Genomic DNA, 15,662 nt, shown 5'->3' on the forward strand with positions numbered 1-15,662 from the left:
GGATGTCCCAGAAGCCGAAGCCGCCGCACGGACTGGCCGTCTGTCCGGACTGCGCGGAACCCCTTGAGCCGGTCGACCGGTTCTGCGGGGCCTGCGGGTACGACCTGACGGCCGTGGCGGCCGCCGGGGCGGAGCCCGACCACCCGACCGTGGCCATCGGCCCGCCCGTGGCCTGGCCGGACGCCCCGCCCCGTGACCCCGGTTCGCTGTCGACGCTGACCCAGCACCCGGGGGACCTGCCGGGCACCGACTCGGGCGGCCGCGACCTCCCGACGATGCCGGTCGCCACGGCACCGGCGGGTACGGCGGGTACGGCGGGTACGGCGGGTACGGCGGGTACGGCGGGTACGGCGGGTACGGCGGGTACGGCGGGTACGGCGGGTACGGCGGGTACGGCGGGTACGGCGGGTACGGCGGGTACGGCGGGTACGGCGGGTACGGCGGGTACGGCGGGTACGGCGCCGGACGGTACGTCCCCGGGCGGTACGACCCCGGCCGGTACGACTTCGGGCAGTTCCGCCCCGGCCGGTACGCCCCCGGTCCGTACGGACGGCCCCGTGCCGCCCGGCGGGGAGACGACGGCGGGCAGCGGCGACTTCGAGCTGGCGGCCCCCGACCCGCGGACGGCGGTACGGGCGGACCCCGTCCCGCCGGCCCCGTCAGCCCCACCGGCCCCGGCGACTGCCCCTGCTACGAGCCCCGGCGCCCCGACGGCTCCGGCCGCTCCCACGGCTCCCGCCTCCGCCGCCCTGTGCGTGGCCTGTCGCGCCGGCCGGGTCGACACCGACGGCTACTGCGAGAACTGCGGGCACGCCCAGCCCCGCGAGCGGGACCACATGGAGCGGGAGCTCGACCGCGTCGCCGCCGTCAGCGACCGCGGGCTGCGCCACCACCGTAACGAGGACGCCTTCGCCGTCTCCGCGACCACGCTCCCCGACGGCTCCCCCGCCACCGTCGCCATCGTCTGCGACGGCGTCTCCTCGGCGACCCGGCCCGACGAGGCCTCCGCCGCCGCCGCGGAGGCGGCCGGCGCCTCGCTGCTCGCCGCGCTGCCCCGGGGCACCCACCCGCAGCAGGCGATGCACGAGGCGATCGTCGCCGCCGCCGAGGCCGTCAACTCCCTCGCGGAGGAACCCGGTCAGGGCGGCGCCGAACACGAACCGCACCGCCACCGCAACGCTCCGGCCTGCACCATCGTGGGATCCGTCGTCGCCGACGGCCTGCTCGTCGTGGGCTGGGTCGGCGACAGCCGCGCCTACTGGGTGCCGGACGACCGGTCCACCCCGCCCGCCCGGCTCACCGAGGACGACTCGTGGGCCGCGCAGATGGTCGCCGCGGGCCTGATGAACGAGGCCCAGGCCTACGCGGACGAGCGGGCCCACGCGATCACCGGCTGGCTGGGCGCCGACGCCTACGAACTGGAGCCGCACACGGCCGCGTTCAAGCCCGACCGGTCGGGTGTGGTCGTCGTCTGCACGGACGGGCTGTGGAACTACGCCGAGGGCGCCGAGGACATGGCCAGGGTCATCCCGGCCGACGCGGCGGACCGCCCGCTGCACAGCGCCCAGGTCCTCGTCGGACACGCCCTGGACGGCGGTGGCCACGACAACATCACGGTCGCGCTGGTGCCGTTCACCGTCACTCCCCAAGAGGCGGGATCCGCCTGAGCGGTCGCCGCTCCCCCGTCCCTTCTCCGTTGTTGCCCGAGGAGCCGTAACAGATGGCGAACTTCTCCAAGTCGACCGTGCCGCAGTTCTCGGTGGACGTCTACCAGAACGAGTTCCTGCCGGAGGGCGGCAGGGACGTCAGCGCGATCGTCACCGTCACCTCGACCGGCGGCGGCACCAGCGGGCTGTCCGGCCCGGCGGGCGACGGCGCGGCCGGGGTCGTGATCATGGTCGACTGCTCCGGTTCGATGGACTACCCCGCCACCAAGATGCGCGGCGCGCGCGAGGCGACCGCCGCCGCCGTCGACACGCTGCGCGACGGCACCTCGTTCGCCATCGTCGCCGGTACGCACACGGCGATGGAGATCTACCCGGGGCAGCGCCGCCTCGCGGTGGCCGACGCCCGCACCCGGGCCGAGGCCAAGGAGTCACTGCGCCGGCTGAGCGCGGGCGGCGGCACGGCGATCGGGACCTGGCTGCGGCTCGCGGACCGGCTGCTGTCCTCCGCCGACCTCACCATCCGGCACGGCATCCTGCTGACCGACGGCCGCAACGAGCACGAGTCGCCCGAGGAGCTGCGGGCCGCGCTCGACGCCTGCGCCGGCCGCTTCACCTGCGACGCGCGCGGAGTGGGCACCGACTGGGAGGTCAAGGAGGTCACCGGGATCGCCTCGGCCCTCCTCGGCACCGCCGACATCGTCGCCGACCCGGCCGCCCTCGCCGGCGACTTCACCTCGATGATGGAGCACGCGATGGGCAAGGGCGTGGCGGACGTCGCGCTGCGCCTGTGGACGCCGGTCGGGGTGGAGATCGCCTTCGTGAAGCAGGTGGCGCCGACGGTCGGGGACCTGAGCGGACGGCGTACGGAGGCCGGGCCGCGCGCCGGGGACTACCCGACGGGCTCGTGGGGCGACGAGTCCCGCGACTACCACGTGAGCGTGCGGGTCCCGCAGGCGGCGGTCGGCCGGGAGATGCTGGCGGCCCGGGTCTCCCTGATCGCGCCGGACCCGCTGGGCGGCGACCCCCGGACGCTGTCCCAGGGACTGGTACGGGCGGTGTGGACGGACGACCTGGCGATGTCGACCTCGATCAACCCGCAGGTCGCGCACTACACCGGCCAGGCCGAACTGGCGGACGTCATCCAGCAGGGTCTGGATGCCCGCAAATCGGGCGATCACGACGGCGCGACGGCCAAACTGGGGCGCGCCGTGCAGCTCGCGGCGGCCTCCGGCAACGCGGATACGGCGAAACTCCTTTCGAAGGTGGTCGACGTCGTCGACGCGGCGACCGGTACTGTGCGTTTGAAGGCGAAGGTCGCGGAAGCGGACGAGATGACACTCGAGACCCGCTCCACCAAGACCGTTCGTGTGAAGAGGTAGCCCGGCCAGCGGGCCGGACGACGAGAGGGGGAAGCACCGACATGCCTACCTGCCCGAACGGACACCAGTCGGTCTCCGACGACTGGTGCGAGGTCTGCGGCCATCGCATGGCCGGGGCGGGTGCGCCGACGGGTGCCGTACCGCCGCCTCCCCCGCCGCCGCCTCCCGCTTACGGATACCCCGGCCCCGGCAACCCCGAGGGCCCCGGCACCCCGGGTGGCTACGGTGCGCCCGGCGGCCCCGAGGGCCATGGCGCCCCCGGTGGCTACGGTCCGCCCGGTGGCCCCGGTGGTTACGGCGCTCCCGGCGGCCACGGTGCCCCGCCCGCCCCCGGCGGCTTCGGCACCGGTGGCGACCCGAACGCGACGGCGCAGGCGGAACTCTGCCCGCAGTGCCGTACCCCGCGCGAGCACATGGCGCCGTTCTGCGAGGAGTGCCGCTGGAACTTCCTCACGAACACGGCGACCTCGTACACCCCGCTCGCCCCGCACAACGTCCCGTCCCCGCAGCAGCAGCCCGGACCGCCGCCCGGTCTGAACCTGCCGCCGGGCTTCCAGTCCCCGCCGCCGCCGCAGGCCCCGCAGCCCCAGGACCCCTTCGGGTACCACGGCTCGCGGCCCTCGCAGGTGAACCGGCCCGCCGAGCCGCTGGGCGCCGAGCCCACCCACCACCAGGCCCCGCCGCAGCGCCCGCCGGCGCAGCAGCAGCCGCCCGGTCCGCCCGGGCAGCAGCCGCCGGCGCCTCCGGCGTACCTCCAGGCGCCGCCTGGACCGCCGGGCGCCCCGGTCCAGGCCCCGGCGCAGCCCGCGCCGCCGCAGCCCCGCGCGGACGACGACTGGGTCCTGTCCCCGCCGTCACAGCCGTCGCCCCCGCAGCAGCCGCAGGGCCCGCCGCAGCCTCAGCAGCACCAGGCGCCCCCGCCGCACCAGGGCCCGCCGCCGCACATGGCGCCGCCCCCGCAGCAGTTCCAGCAGCCCCAGCCGCCGCAGCAGCCGCTGTCCTGGACCGCGCTCATCGCGCCGGACCGCGACTACTTCATGGCGATGATGCAGCGCAGCGGTCCCGAGGCGACGGGCCTGAACCTGCCCGCGTACTCACCGGCGAAGCAGCTGCCGCTCGAGGGCAACCAGATCTCCATCGGCCGCCGCCGGCACTCCACCGGCGAGTCCCCCGACATCGACCTGTCGGTGCCGCCGGAGGACCCGGGCGTCTCGCACCAGCACGCGGTGCTCGTGCAGCAGCCGGACGGCTCGTGGGCGGTGGTGGACCAGAACTCCACCAACGGCACGACGGTCAACGGCGGCGAGGAGCCGATCCAGCCCTACGTCCCCGTCCAGCTCCAGGACGGCGACCGGGTGCACGTCGGCGCCTGGACGACGATCACGGTCCGGCTCGGCTGACCGCTGCGCTCAGGCGTCCGGCAGGGGCCAGGCGTACGGCCCCGACGGGTCGTCCAGCCAGGCCCACTGCCGGTCGCCGCTGACCGTCACCCCGAAGCGCTCCCGTTCCGGCCGTCGTTCGCACAGCCAGAGCGAGAGCGCTTCGCCGCGGTCGAGGGTCGTGTCGACCAGGTCCCGGAAGAAGTGGAAGAGCGAGTCCCCCGCCGGTCCGTGGCGCGGGGCGCGGGGCGCGGGCGGCGACGCCCCGGAGCGGCACGAAGTACGCGGGCGTCGGCAGGAACCTTCCCTCCGCGTGGGTGGCGTCGCGCACCCTCAGCAGGAGCAGCCCGGTGGAGAGCGGCGCGAGGACCAGGGCGCCGCTCCGGCACTGGGCGAGCCAGGCGCGCGGGACCGAGGGCAGCGCGCAGGTCGCGACGATCCGGTCGTAGGGGGCGCGCTCGGGGCAGCCCCGGGCGCCGTCGGCGGCGAGGACGGCCGGCCGGTATCCGGCGGCGGCCAGATGGGTCCTGGCCGACTCGGTGATCTCCTCGTCGAGGTCGACGGTGGTGACGTGCCGCTCGCCGAGGCGGTGGCAGAGCAGGGCCGCGTGGTAGCCGGTGCCGGCGCCGATCTCCAGGACGTCCTGCCCGTCGCGCACGTCGAGGGCCTGGAGCATCAGCGCCATCAGGGAGGGCTGGCTCGCGGAGGAGACCAGTTCCCCGTCCCGGACCCGGGTGGCGATGGCGGTGTCCGCGTAGGCGCCGCGCAGCCACCGGTCCCGCCGCACCGGGTCGGGGTCGCCGGACCAGAGCCGCTCGTATCCGCCGGTGCCCGGGATGTAGTGGTACGGGACGAACAGATGGCGCGGCACCTCGGCGAAGGCGGCCCGCCAGGCGGGGTCGGTGAGGACGCCCGCCGCGTCGATCTCGCGCACGAGCGCCCGCCGCTCCCGCGCGCCGGCCTCGGCGAACTCGTCCCGCCGTGCACCCATGCCTCCACTCTCGCTCCCCGGAGGGTGCCCGGCGAGCGGTCCTGGATCCCAAGTCCTAGGACGGGGCATCTGAGACGATGGAACGGTGAACGAGATTCCCGGGGAAACGACGCAGGAGCAGACCTTCTACGAGCAGGTCGGCGGCGAGGAGACCTTCCGCCGTCTGGTCCACCGCTTCTACGAGGGCGTCGCGGGCGACCCGTTGCTGCGCCCGATGTACCCCGAGGAGGACCTCGGCCCCGCCGAGGAGCGCCTCGTGCTCTTCCTCATGCAGTACTGGGGCGGCCCCCGCACCTACAGCACCCACCGGGGGCACCCGCGGCTGCGGATGCGCCACGCGCCGTTCACCGTGGACCAGGCGGCCCACGACGCCTGGCTGCTGCACATGCGGACCGCGCTGGACGAGCTCGGCCTCGCTCCGGAGCACGAGCGGGAGCTGTGGCGCTATCTGACGTACGCGGCGGCGTCGATGGTGAATTCGGCCAGCTGAGTCCTCCCCCGGTCACGGACTGACACATTCCGGAGACGGAACGCCGAATAACGGTCACGATCGCATCAAGGTGGGCCCGCAAGCGGTTTCCAGCGGCACGTGCACTCTGAAAGCATCCGGGAGAAGTTTCGGGAGCGTTCGGAAAGTGTTCGACGGGCGCACCGTGATCAGGGTGGCCAGGGGGATGGGTGACGGGGTTCGTATTTCTGCGCGTCAGGGCGCACCGACTGCTGCTCGCCGCGGCACTGCTCGCCGTGCTCCTGACCACCTCGGTGCTCGCCACCCTCGCCTCCTTCTCCGGGGCGATCGGGGACGCGGCGCTCCAGGCCGGTCTGCGGGGCCGCTCCGCGGCCGCCGCCTCGCTGCTCGTGAGCGGGCAGGTGCCGGCCGCCAAGCGGGACTCCGCGGACGCGGCCGTCCAGGACGGGGCCCGGCGGACCTTCGAGGGGCTGCCGGTGACCGTACGGCGGCTCGAACGCTCGGGGCCGTACGCGCTGCCCCGGAGCCTCCAGCCGCCCGCCGCCCGTAAGGGCGACCCCGACCTGACCCACTTCGCCGCGCTCGACCGCGCGCGGCTCACCCTCGTCAAGGGCGCCTGGCCGTCCGCCTCCCGGACCGCCGGTGTGATCGAGACGGCGCTGCCCGAGGAGGCGGCCCGGCGGCTGCGCGTCACCCCCGGCACCGTCCTCGACCTCTCCGACCGGCTCGACAACCGGCCGGTGAAGACCCGGATCACCGGCATCTACCGGCCCGTCGACACCCACGACCTGTACTGGCAGCTGGACCCGGCCGGCGGGCGCGGGGTGCGGACGGTCGCGTTCACCACCTACGGGCCGCTGCTCGTCGACCCCGCCGTCCTCACCGCCGGAGCGCTGAGCACCGGCGAGACCTCCTGGCTGGGCTCCGCCGACTTCACCGGCTTCACCACCGACCGCATGGACGCCCTGCGCGCGAGCGCCACCGAGGGCCCGAAGAAGCTGGCCGCCGGCACCGAGGCCTTCGGTACGACGATCTCGGCGTCCACCTCGCTGCCGACCGTCCTCGAACAGACCCAGCGGTCCCTGCTCGTCTCCCGCTCGACCGTCCTGATCGTCGCCGTGCAGCTGGTGCTGCTCGCCGCGTACGCCCTGCTGCTCGTCGCCCGGCTGCTGAGCACCGAGCGCTCCGGCGAGACCGCGCTGCTCCGCGCCCGCGGCGGCTCGCGGCGCCGGATCGCGGGGCTCGCCGCCACCGAGGCGCTGCTGCTCGCCCTGCCCGCGGCCATCGCCGCCCCGCTGCTCTCCGGCCCGCTGACCGGGCTCTTCGCCGAGCGGTCCGCGCTCTCCTCGCTCGGCGTACGACTCGACACGACGCCGTCGGGCTCCGTGTGGCTGGTCGCCGCCGCCGTGGCCCTGTGCTGTGCCGCGGCCGTCGTCGCCCCCGCGCTCGCCGCCGGGGACGACTCGGGCGTCTCCCTGCGCAAGGCCCGCTCGGCCTCGCTGCCGGGACCCGTACGGGCCGGGGCCGACCTCGGTCTGCTCGCCATCGCCGCCGTCGCCTACTGGCAGCTCCAGCGCCCCGCCGCCGCGGGCGGCACCCTCGGCACGGACGAGGCCGGCGGCGGTTCCGTCGACCCGGTGCTCATCGCCGCGCCCGCCCTCGCCCTGCTCGCAGGCACCGTCCTGACGCTGCGTCTGCTGCCGCCCGCCGCCAAGCTGGCGGAGCGGCGCGCGGCGGCCGGGCGCGGGCTCTCCGCCGCGCTCGCCGGCTGGCAGTTCAGCCGCCGGCCGCTGCGGGGCGCGGGCCCCGTCCTCCTCCTCGTCCTCGCCGTCGCGATGGGCATGCTGGCCATCGGGCAGAGCGGCTCGTGGGAGCGCTCACAGCGGGACCAGGCCGATTTCCGGGCCGGCGCGGCGGTCCGCGTCCTCAGTGCCGGGCCCGGCGAACCCACCCAGACCGAACAGCTGGGCTCCGTACCGGGCGTGAAGGCGGTCGCCCCGGTGCACCGCACCACCATGGACGTGGCCGGGAAGAGCGCGACCGTCCTGGCCGTGGACACCCGCAACGCCGCCGGCGGCATGCTGCTCCGCCCCGACCTCGCCGACGTCACCGCCCGTTCCCTGCTCGCCCCGCTCGCACCCCCGGCGACGACCCGCCCCGGCCTCCCGCTGCCCGCCGGCAGCCGGGCCCTCACCGCCGACCTGCGGCTCGCCGAGCCGGGCACCGAGGCCCGGGTCACCGCCGTCCTTGAGGACCCGAACGGCGTCCCGTACCGGCAGGCCCTGGGTACGGTGCCCTCCGACGGCCGCAGCCACCGGCTGACCCTCGACGTCGCCGGCCTGACCGCGGGCCCCGGCGGCTCGGCCGGCGGCGGCTCGGCCGGCCTGCTCACCCTCATCGGCCTCGAGTTCACCGGCCCGATCGCCGACGGCCGGACGGGCACCCAGACCCTGCGCGTCGAGCGGTTCGCCGTCGTCCGCGCGGACGGCGGCGAGCAGATCCACGCCCCGGGCCAGGTCCTCGCCACCTGGGTGCACACCTTCGGGCAGACGGAGAACGGCGACCCCCAGGAGGGCAAGCCCACGTCCGGCGTCCCCGGCTCCGCCGGACCCGGCGGCCGGCCCGCCCCGTACTCCCTCACCTTCGCCGCCACGGGCGCGCGCACCGGCGTCCCCTTCTGGCACATGGAGGAGTTCACCCTGCGGATGGACGCCCCCGGTCCCAAGGCGCCCGGCAAGCTGACGGCCGTGGCCACCGGCGGATTCATGGCGGCCTCCGGGGCGAAGCCCGGTGACCTGATCGAGGTCTCCCTCGACGGCCTCCACGTCAAGGCCGTCGTGGAACGCGTCGTCGACGAGCTGCCGACCACCGGCCCCGGCGCGCGGGCCGCCTCCGCGACCAGCGCCGTCACCACTCCCGACGACGGCGGTGCGATCCTCCTCGACCTGGCCTCGGTCAACCGCTACCTGGCCGCCGGCGGCGAGGTCGCGACCGTGCCGCCCTCCGAGTGGTGGCTGACCGTCGAACCCGGCCGCACGGCCGATGTCGCCGCCGCCCTGCGCGCCCGCCCCAACGCGGACCCCGCCCAGGTCCTGGTACGCGACGAGATCGCCGCCGAACTCCTCGGCGACCCGCTCGGCGCGGGCCCCAACGCCGCCCTGATGGCGGTCGCCGCCGCCGCCGCGGCGCTCGCCGCCGTCGGTTTCGCCGTCGGCTCGGCCGGCGCCATGCGGGAGCGGTCCGCCGAGTTCGGCGTGCTGCGGGCGCTCGGTACACCGCAGCGCCGGCTGGCCCGGCTGATCGCCGCCGAGCAGGGCCTGCTCATCGGCATCGGCCTGCTCATCGGCATCGGACTCGGTACGGTCCTGGCCCGTGCGGTCGTCCCGCTGGTGGTCCTGACCGGCCAGGCCGCCCGGCCCGTGCCGCCGGTCCTCGTCGAACTGCCGCTCGGCCAGGTGGCCCTGCTGCTCGCCGGGGTCGCCGCGCTGCCGCTCGCCATGGTCGCGGTGATCGCCCTGCGCCGCACCGACCCGGCCGTGACCCTGCGCCACCAGGGGGACAACTGATGTCCGCCGCCACCGGGGAGAACCCGGAGAAGCCGGCCGGGGAAGACCGGGCCGGGCCGACCGGGCCGGACCCGCAGGCACCGGCCGGGGAAGACCCGCAGGCACCGGCCGGGCAGGACCCGCGGGTGCTGGCCGGGGAAGGCCCCCGAGCGTCCCCCGAGGCCGCCCCGGACACGGGCGCTTCCCTGAGCCCCGCCGAGGCGACCCCCGACACACCCTCCGCACGCAGGAAGGCCCCCGACATGCCCCGGTCCCGGTCGTCCCGGTCCGACAAGCCCGCCCGCCCCGTGGCGCCCTGGGTGCGGACCCGGCTCCGGACCGCGCCCTGGGCCGCGGCCTCGCTCGCCCTCCTCGTCCTGGTCACCGCCTACCTCGCCGCCGCGCTGCCGCGCGCCATGGACCGGTACGAGACCGAGGGCCTGCGGCACGACATCCGGACCGCCGCGCCCCGCAACGCCGTCCTCGAACTGACCGCCGCGCCGCCCGGCCTGGACCTCCCCCAGGCCGCCCGCGAGGCCGGTCTCGCCCCCGCCGTCCTGCAGAAGCAGCACGACGAGGCACGGGCCCTGCTCCCGGACCCGCTGCGGACCGACCCGAAGCAGAACGTCCACGGCGTCCGTACGGTCAAGCGGGTCGAGGGGCTCGACCCGTGGCTGCCCCGGCCCCAGGGGCTCTCCCCCGAGTTCGTGCTCTCCTCGCCGTCCGATCTGGCCGCCCACGCCACCCTGCGCGCGGGCCGCCTCGCCGCCGGCACGGCCCGCGCCCCCGAGGCGGTGGTCACCCCGAAGACCGCCGAGTCGCTGCACCTGAAGCCCGGTTCCGTCGTGCACGTGCCGGGCCGGATCGGCTCCGAGCAGATCGCCGTCACGATCACCGGGATCGTGGAGCCGAGCGGCCCCGCCGGCGCCTACTGGGCCGTGGAGCCGCTGCTGCGCACCCCCGTGCTCGCCGCGGTCGTCAAGAAGGACGAGGTGTTCTACTACTGGCAGGCGGCGCTGCTCCTCTCCCCCACCTCCGCGCCCGCCGTGCTCTCCACCACCGGCGAGCCCGAGGTCTTCTTCCGCTACCTGCCCACCTCCGGTCACCTCACCGGCCGGGACACCGAGGCGCTCGGCGCCGCCCTCGGCTCGGCGGCGGGCGGCCCCGACCTGGTGAAGATTCGCGAGGTCGTGGGGCCCACCGGCGCGATGACCACCGAACTCGACACGATCGTGGACTCGTACCGTTCGATGCGCGAGGCGATCAACCCGGTCGTGGCCGTCGCCGTCTTCGGGATCGGCGCGGTCGCGGCCGTCGTCCTCGCCATGACGGGCGGTCTGTTCGTCGCCCGCCGGGACGCCGAACTGTCCCTGATCCGCTCCCGCGGCGCCTCGCTCACCGGCATCGGACTGCGGCTGCTCGGCGAGACCTCGGCGGTCGCCGCACCGGCCGCCGCGCTCGCCCTGGTCCTGGCCGTGGTCACCGTACGGCCGCCGGACGGCGGTCCGGGCGCCGGCCCGGCCGACATCCCGCTGCTGCCGTCGCTGCTCGCCACCGTCGGCGTCGCCCTGCTCGCGATGCTGGTGCTGCCGGTACGGGCCGTCGTCATCCACCGCAGGCCGCGCCTGCACGGCGGCCGTGACGACCTGCTGACCGCGCGCCCCTCCCGGCGCCGTACGGTCCTCGAACTCACCCTGCTCGTCCTCGCCGTGGGCGCCGTGGCGTCCCTCCGGCTCCGTGGCACCGGCGACTCCGCCGACGCCCTGGTGAGCGCCGCGCCGGTGCTCGTCGGCCTGATCGCCGCCATGCTCCTCGTCCGGATCTACCCGCTGCCGCTGCGGTGGCTCGGCCGGCCCGCGCGACGGCTGCGCGGGGCGGTCGGCCCGCTGGCCCTGGCCCGCGCCGGACGCTCGTCCACGGCGGGCACCCTCCCCCTGCTCGCGCTGGTCCTCGCCCTGACCACGGCGGCCTTCGGCGGCTCGGTCCTGGCCGGCGTCGCCGACGCCCGCGACCGGGCCGCGCTGCGTGCGGTCGGCGCGGACGCGCGGATCGACGGCTCGGTGGACTGGACCCGGCTGCCCACCGGACTCGAGGAAGGGGTCCGGAGGACGCCGGAGGTACGGGACGTGGCGCCGGTGCAGATCGAGTACGGGGTGTCCCTGCCGTCCCACGAGGGCACCTCCGCCCAGCCGATGAGCGGCACCGTGGTGGGCGTCGAGCCCGGCTCGTACGCCCGGCTCGCGGACCGGACGGGCTTCGGCGCGTTCCCGGCGGGGCTGCTCGCCACGACCGGCAAGGGCGGCAAGGAGGCGGCGGCGGACACCGAACGGGTGCTGCCCGCCATCGCCTCGCCGTCCGTCGCCGACCGGCTCGGCAGCGCGCCGCAGGAGGTCGTGACGGCGGCCGGGGTGTTCCGGGTGAAGGTGGTCGCCGTCCGGTCGGCCACCCCCGCGCTGCCCGACGCCGACTTCCTCGTCGTCAACGGCGCCGACCTGACCCACCGGGCGGCCACGGCGCTGCTGGTCACAGGACCGAAGGACGGGGCCGCGCTACGGGCCACCGTGAAGTCGAAGTCCGACAAGCTCATGGTGTCGATGCGCAGCGAGGAGCGGGCCACCTATGTGGACTCGCCGCTCCAGTCGGGCGCCGAGGGGATGTACCTGGGCGCGATCGGCGCGGGCGCCGGCTTCGCCGTGGTGGCCGTGCTGCTCTCCCTGATGCAGAGCGCGCCGGAGCGGACCACGCTCCTCGCCCGGCTGCGGACAATGGGCCTGACCCGTAAGCAGGGGCGGCGGCTGCTCGGGCTCGAAGCGCTGCCGCAGGCGGTCCTCGCGGCGCTGGGCGGCATGCTGGTCGGCTGGGCGACGGTGCCGCTGCTCGCCCCGGGCATCGACCTGTTCCGGCTGGCGCTGGCGACGACTCCGGGGTTCGCCCCGCTGGACAGCGCCCCGCTGCGGGCGGATCCGTGGTCGCTGCTGGTGCCCGCCGTCGTGGTCGTGCTGATCACGGCGCTGGCGGCGGGCGGACAGGCCTGGTGGGCGGGACGCAGGGGCTCGATCAAGGAACTCAGGGCAGGAGACGCACGATGACGAAGACCGAGACGTCGAGCCGGGGATCGTCCGCGGCGGGGTCCGCCGCGGACTCCACCACCCTGGAGGAGCTGGAACGCCGGGCGACCGCGCGGCGCGACCGGCCCTCGTACGGTCATGACGCGCTCATCGCCTGCGACCGGCTGGTCCGGATCTTCACCACGGACGGGGTGGAGGTGCAGGCGCTCCAGGGGCTCGACCTCCTCGTGAAGGAGGGCGAGCTGATGGCCCTGGTCGGCGCGTCCGGTTCGGGCAAGTCGACGCTCATGAACATCCTCGCGGGCCTGGACGTGCCGACCGCGGGCGCGGCCCGGGTCGCCGGGTGCGACCTGCTCGCGATGGACGGCAAGGCGCGGCTGCGCTACCGCCGCGAGGTCGTCGGCTTCGTCTGGCAGCAGACCGCCCGCAACCTCCTTCCGTACTTGACGGCCGCTCAGAACGTGGCGCTTCCCATGCAGTTGCGGGGCCGGGCGAGGCACAAGGCGGAGCGCGCCGAGGAGCTTTTGTCGATGCTCGGCATCGCGGACGCCCGCGACCGGCGCCCGCACCAGCTCTCCGGCGGTCAGCAGCAGCGGGTCGCCATCGCGGTCGCCCTCGCCAACAACCCGGCGGTCCTCCTCGCCGACGAGCCGACGGGCGAGCTGGACTCGGCCACCGGCGAGCAGGTCTTCGCGGCCTTCCGCCGGGCCAACGAGGAGCTGGGCACGACGATCGTGATCGTCACCCATGACCAGGCGGTCGCCTCCGAGGTCCGCCGTACGGTCGCCATCCGCGACGGCCGCACCTCCTCGGAGGTGCTGCGCCGCACGGAGGTCGACGAGCAGGGCCAGGAGTCCCTGGTGGCACGGGAGTACGCGATGCTCGACCGCGCGGGCCGGCTCCAGCTCCCGGCGGACTACACCCAGTCCCTGGGCATGGAGCACCGGGTGGCGCTGGAGCTGGAGCAGGACCACATCGGGGTGTGGCCGGACGACACGGAGCGCTGAGCAACCGGGGAGCGGACACCGGGCGTCCCCCCACGGGGGTGAGGTCCATGTCCATGTTCGCGCGCATGTCCGCCTCGGGCGTGCCGAGTCGGGGTGTCACGGTGCTGCCCGTGACCGCCGCCGCGGCGCTCTACGCCTGGTCGGCCTGGAGCTTCGGGGGCGCGTCGGCGCCGTCCACGACGGTGGCGGTCTCGGTCGGCGGGGCGGCGGTCCTCGCCGCGGGGGTGGCGTACCACCGTCTGGTCGACGGGGCCGCGGGCCTCTTCGGCGCGCTCGCGCTGGTCGCCGCACTGCTGCTCACGGTGGCCGCCGCCGACCGGGCGGCGGGGCGCGGGGCGGTCGCCGACTGCGTCGTGGTGAAGGTCGTCGAGGAGGAATCCACGTCGGTCGGCGAGGGCGGCGGTACGCGGGTGCTGTACGTCCACACCCTGCGCTGCCCCGGGGGCTATCCGTCCTCCCTCTCGGAGGACCGCCGGCTCGCACCGGACGGCGGGGAGGTCCGGGTGGCCTACGACCCGAGGCGGCGTGTGGACCCGGAGGTGGAGGGCTCCCGGATGCCCTGGCGGCAGGGGATCCTCGCCGTCCTGCTGCTGGCCGCCGCGACGGCGGGGGCGCGCGGGTTCAGCCGAGGGGCCGGTCCAGCGGCATGAGCCCGGCGGCCGTCGACCGGAAGCCGCACCGCTCGTGGAAGGCGGTGAGGTGGGGTTCGAAGTCCACGTGCAGCCAGTGCGCACCGCGCCGCCGGGCGGCTTCGGCGGCGGCCCGTACGAGGGCGACACCGAGCCCCCGACGGCGTTCGTCGGGGTGGACGGTGGTGTCGAGCAGGAAGGCGTGGACGCCGCCGTCGCCGACGACGTTCACATAGCCGACGAGCCGCCCGGCACTGCGGGCGGTCACCCGGAGCAGGCTGCGGGCGAGCACGGGGCCGAAGTCGGTGTCCCGGTGTCCGGGCCAGGCGGCGTGGAAGAGCAGGTTGAGCTCGTCGCCGGTGAGCGGCCCGTCGACCCGGAGGTCCGGCGGGCGGATGTCAGGACCTTCCGTCACCCGGACGTGCCGGGCATGACGGTCAGCGACATCGGAACCGTACGGAGGGCGATCGAGCCGTACGGGGTGCGCAGCCGCAGCCACGGCCCGGAGGCGAGAAGGGCGACCGGTGCCTCGGTGCCCTCGGGCGGCAGGAAGCCCAGCGACTGGGCGGCGTGCACGGCCCGCAGCGGCAGTCCGGTCGGACCGAGGGTCCTGGACCAGATCTCGCGGCCGATGAGGTCGCGCTCGGCCCTGGTGCGCCGCTCCTCGGGCAACTCCTCGTCCCGCGCCCGGAATTCGGCGACGGCGGCGGCGACCGCGCCGCGCATCGCGACGACTCCCGGCAGTCCGGCGACCGGCTGCCAGCCGGCCCGGGGCGGGAGGACTCCCGTCCAGGGCGGCCCGGTCACGGATTCCGGGACGACCGCCTTGCCCGCCGACTCCTCGATGCCTTCGAGGAGTTCGCCGGCGGAGACGGTGGCGTCGAGGTCGACGGCGTCGGCCAGCCGGGCCGTACGGATGGCGAGCACCTCGAACGACGGCGGCCGGCCGAAGACGGCGAGCGCCCCGCCGCCTGCCTGGAGGCGGACGGCGGCGGCCCGGTCGTAGTGGACGAGCCGGGTCAGGAAGGCGGCGAGCGCCGCCGCCTCCCTGGCGTCGTCGAAGTGCAGCGGAGCGAGCACGGTCATGCGGCGGACTTCGCTCCCCCGGACGTCATCCCGTCGTCGACGTACTCCTCCAGGAAGCCGCGCTCCTCGGCGGTGATCCGCCGGGGCCGCTGCGCCTCCAGGTCGAAGGGCACGACGACCGTGGACGCCCGTACGTAGGTCACGTCGGGGTCCTTGATCTCGTACGCGATCGTCAGCGACGCCGCGCCTATCTTCGTCACCCACGACTCGATGGTCACCGGCTCGTGCCGGTGGACCAGCGGCCGCAGGTAGTCGATCTCGTGCCGGGCCACGACGGACCCGCCGGAGAACGAGGGGGAACCGTCCCCCGGCGCCAGCCGGAACATGAAGTCGATCCGCGCCTCTTCCAGGTACCGCAGGAAGACGACGTTGTTGACGTGCCCGAAGGCGTCCATGTCCGACCAGCGCAGAGGACAGCTGTAGAGGTGTCTGGCCACTGACC

Annotated in this window: 11 protein-coding genes and 1 pseudogene; 8 read left to right on the forward strand and 4 right to left on the reverse strand. The window is 75.6% G+C overall.

Annotated elements, in window-relative coordinates:
* The first annotated feature begins 2 nt into the window (after window positions 1-2).
* From V4Y03_RS10960 to V4Y03_RS10970, 3 genes are read left to right on the forward strand one after another with little or no spacing between them, the layout of a single operon-like run.
* Complete coding sequence (locus tag V4Y03_RS10960) at window positions 3-1,667, forward strand: PP2C family protein-serine/threonine phosphatase (protein ID WP_332434788.1); 1,665 nt, start codon at window positions 3-5, stop codon at window positions 1,665-1,667.
* Window positions 1,668-1,720: 53 nt separating this feature from the next.
* Complete coding sequence (locus V4Y03_RS10965) at window positions 1,721-3,046, forward strand: vWA domain-containing protein (protein ID WP_332434789.1); 1,326 nt, start codon at window positions 1,721-1,723, stop codon at window positions 3,044-3,046.
* 41 nt (window positions 3,047-3,087) lie between these two features.
* Complete coding sequence (locus V4Y03_RS10970) at window positions 3,088-4,446, forward strand: FHA domain-containing protein (protein ID WP_332434790.1); 1,359 nt, start codon at window positions 3,088-3,090, stop codon at window positions 4,444-4,446.
* Between the two features lie 9 nt (window positions 4,447-4,455).
* Here the strand turns inward: V4Y03_RS10970 and V4Y03_RS10975 are convergent.
* A pseudogene (locus tag V4Y03_RS10975) lies at window positions 4,456-5,416 on the reverse strand (methyltransferase domain-containing protein).
* Window positions 5,417-5,501: 85 nt separating this feature from the next.
* Here V4Y03_RS10975 and V4Y03_RS10980 point away from each other — a divergent pair.
* The 5 genes from V4Y03_RS10980 (at window position 5,502) to V4Y03_RS11000 (ending at window position 14,155) form a co-directional block, all read left to right on the forward strand.
* Window positions 5,502-5,906, forward strand: a complete 405-nt coding sequence (locus V4Y03_RS10980) for a globin (protein ID WP_332434791.1) — start codon at window positions 5,502-5,504, stop codon at window positions 5,904-5,906.
* 188 nt (window positions 5,907-6,094) lie between these two features.
* Window positions 6,095-9,451: an FtsX-like permease family protein gene (locus V4Y03_RS10985; RefSeq protein ID WP_332434792.1), complete on the forward strand. Its 3,357-nt coding sequence runs from the start codon at window positions 6,095-6,097 to the stop codon at window positions 9,449-9,451.
* A gap of 242 nt (window positions 9,452-9,693) precedes the next feature.
* Complete coding sequence (locus V4Y03_RS10990) at window positions 9,694-12,519, forward strand: FtsX-like permease family protein (protein ID WP_332437149.1); 2,826 nt, start codon at window positions 9,694-9,696, stop codon at window positions 12,517-12,519.
* Window positions 12,516-13,505, forward strand: coding sequence for an ABC transporter ATP-binding protein (locus tag V4Y03_RS10995; protein WP_332434793.1), 990 nt, complete (start codon window positions 12,516-12,518; stop codon window positions 13,503-13,505). Before V4Y03_RS10990 ends, V4Y03_RS10995 begins: the two co-directional genes overlap by 4 nt.
* Window positions 13,506-13,552: 47 nt before the next feature.
* Window positions 13,553-14,155 (forward strand): hypothetical protein, encoded by a 603-nt coding sequence (locus tag V4Y03_RS11000; protein WP_332434794.1) that lies wholly within the window; start codon window positions 13,553-13,555, stop codon window positions 14,153-14,155.
* Here the strand turns inward: V4Y03_RS11000 and V4Y03_RS11005 are convergent.
* Genes V4Y03_RS11005 through V4Y03_RS11015 form a run of 3 tightly spaced genes read right to left on the reverse strand, consistent with a single transcriptional unit; the run spans window position 14,127 to window position 15,657 of the window.
* A complete protein-coding gene (locus V4Y03_RS11005) occupies window positions 14,127-14,549 on the reverse strand; it encodes a GNAT family N-acetyltransferase (protein WP_332434795.1) in 423 nt (140 codons plus the stop codon). The two genes, V4Y03_RS11000 and V4Y03_RS11005, sit on opposite strands and share 29 nt — an antisense overlap.
* Entirely contained in the window at window positions 14,546-15,220 is a 675-nt protein-coding gene (locus tag V4Y03_RS11010) for a hypothetical protein (protein ID WP_317875182.1), read from the reverse strand. Before V4Y03_RS11010 ends, V4Y03_RS11005 begins: the two co-directional genes overlap by 4 nt.
* Window positions 15,217-15,657, reverse strand: a complete 441-nt coding sequence (locus tag V4Y03_RS11015; protein WP_317875183.1) for an acyl-CoA thioesterase — start codon at window positions 15,655-15,657, stop codon at window positions 15,217-15,219. Before V4Y03_RS11015 ends, V4Y03_RS11010 begins: the two co-directional genes overlap by 4 nt.
* Window positions 15,658-15,662: the final 5 nt, after the last annotated feature.

This window comes from Streptomyces sp. P9-A4 (assembly GCF_036634195.1).
Lineage (GTDB): Bacteria > Actinomycetota > Actinomycetes > Streptomycetales > Streptomycetaceae > Streptomyces.

Coding starts and splice junctions, on each gene's coding strand:
- V4Y03_RS11010 (WP_317875182.1), bottom strand. CDS start 15,220: ATGACCGTGCTCGCTCCGCTGCACTTCGACGACGCCAGGGAGGCGGCG.
- V4Y03_RS10995 (WP_332434793.1), top strand. CDS start 12,516: ATGACGAAGACCGAGACGTCGAGCCGGGGATCGTCCGCGGCGGGGTCC.
- V4Y03_RS11000 (WP_332434794.1), top strand. CDS start 13,553: ATGTCCATGTTCGCGCGCATGTCCGCCTCGGGCGTGCCGAGTCGGGGT.
- V4Y03_RS10990 (WP_332437149.1), top strand. CDS start 9,694: ATGCCCCGGTCCCGGTCGTCCCGGTCCGACAAGCCCGCCCGCCCCGTG.
- V4Y03_RS10965 (WP_332434789.1), top strand. CDS start 1,721: ATGGCGAACTTCTCCAAGTCGACCGTGCCGCAGTTCTCGGTGGACGTC.
- V4Y03_RS10970 (WP_332434790.1), top strand. CDS start 3,088: ATGCCTACCTGCCCGAACGGACACCAGTCGGTCTCCGACGACTGGTGC.
- V4Y03_RS10960 (WP_332434788.1), top strand. CDS start 3: ATGTCCCAGAAGCCGAAGCCGCCGCACGGACTGGCCGTCTGTCCGGAC.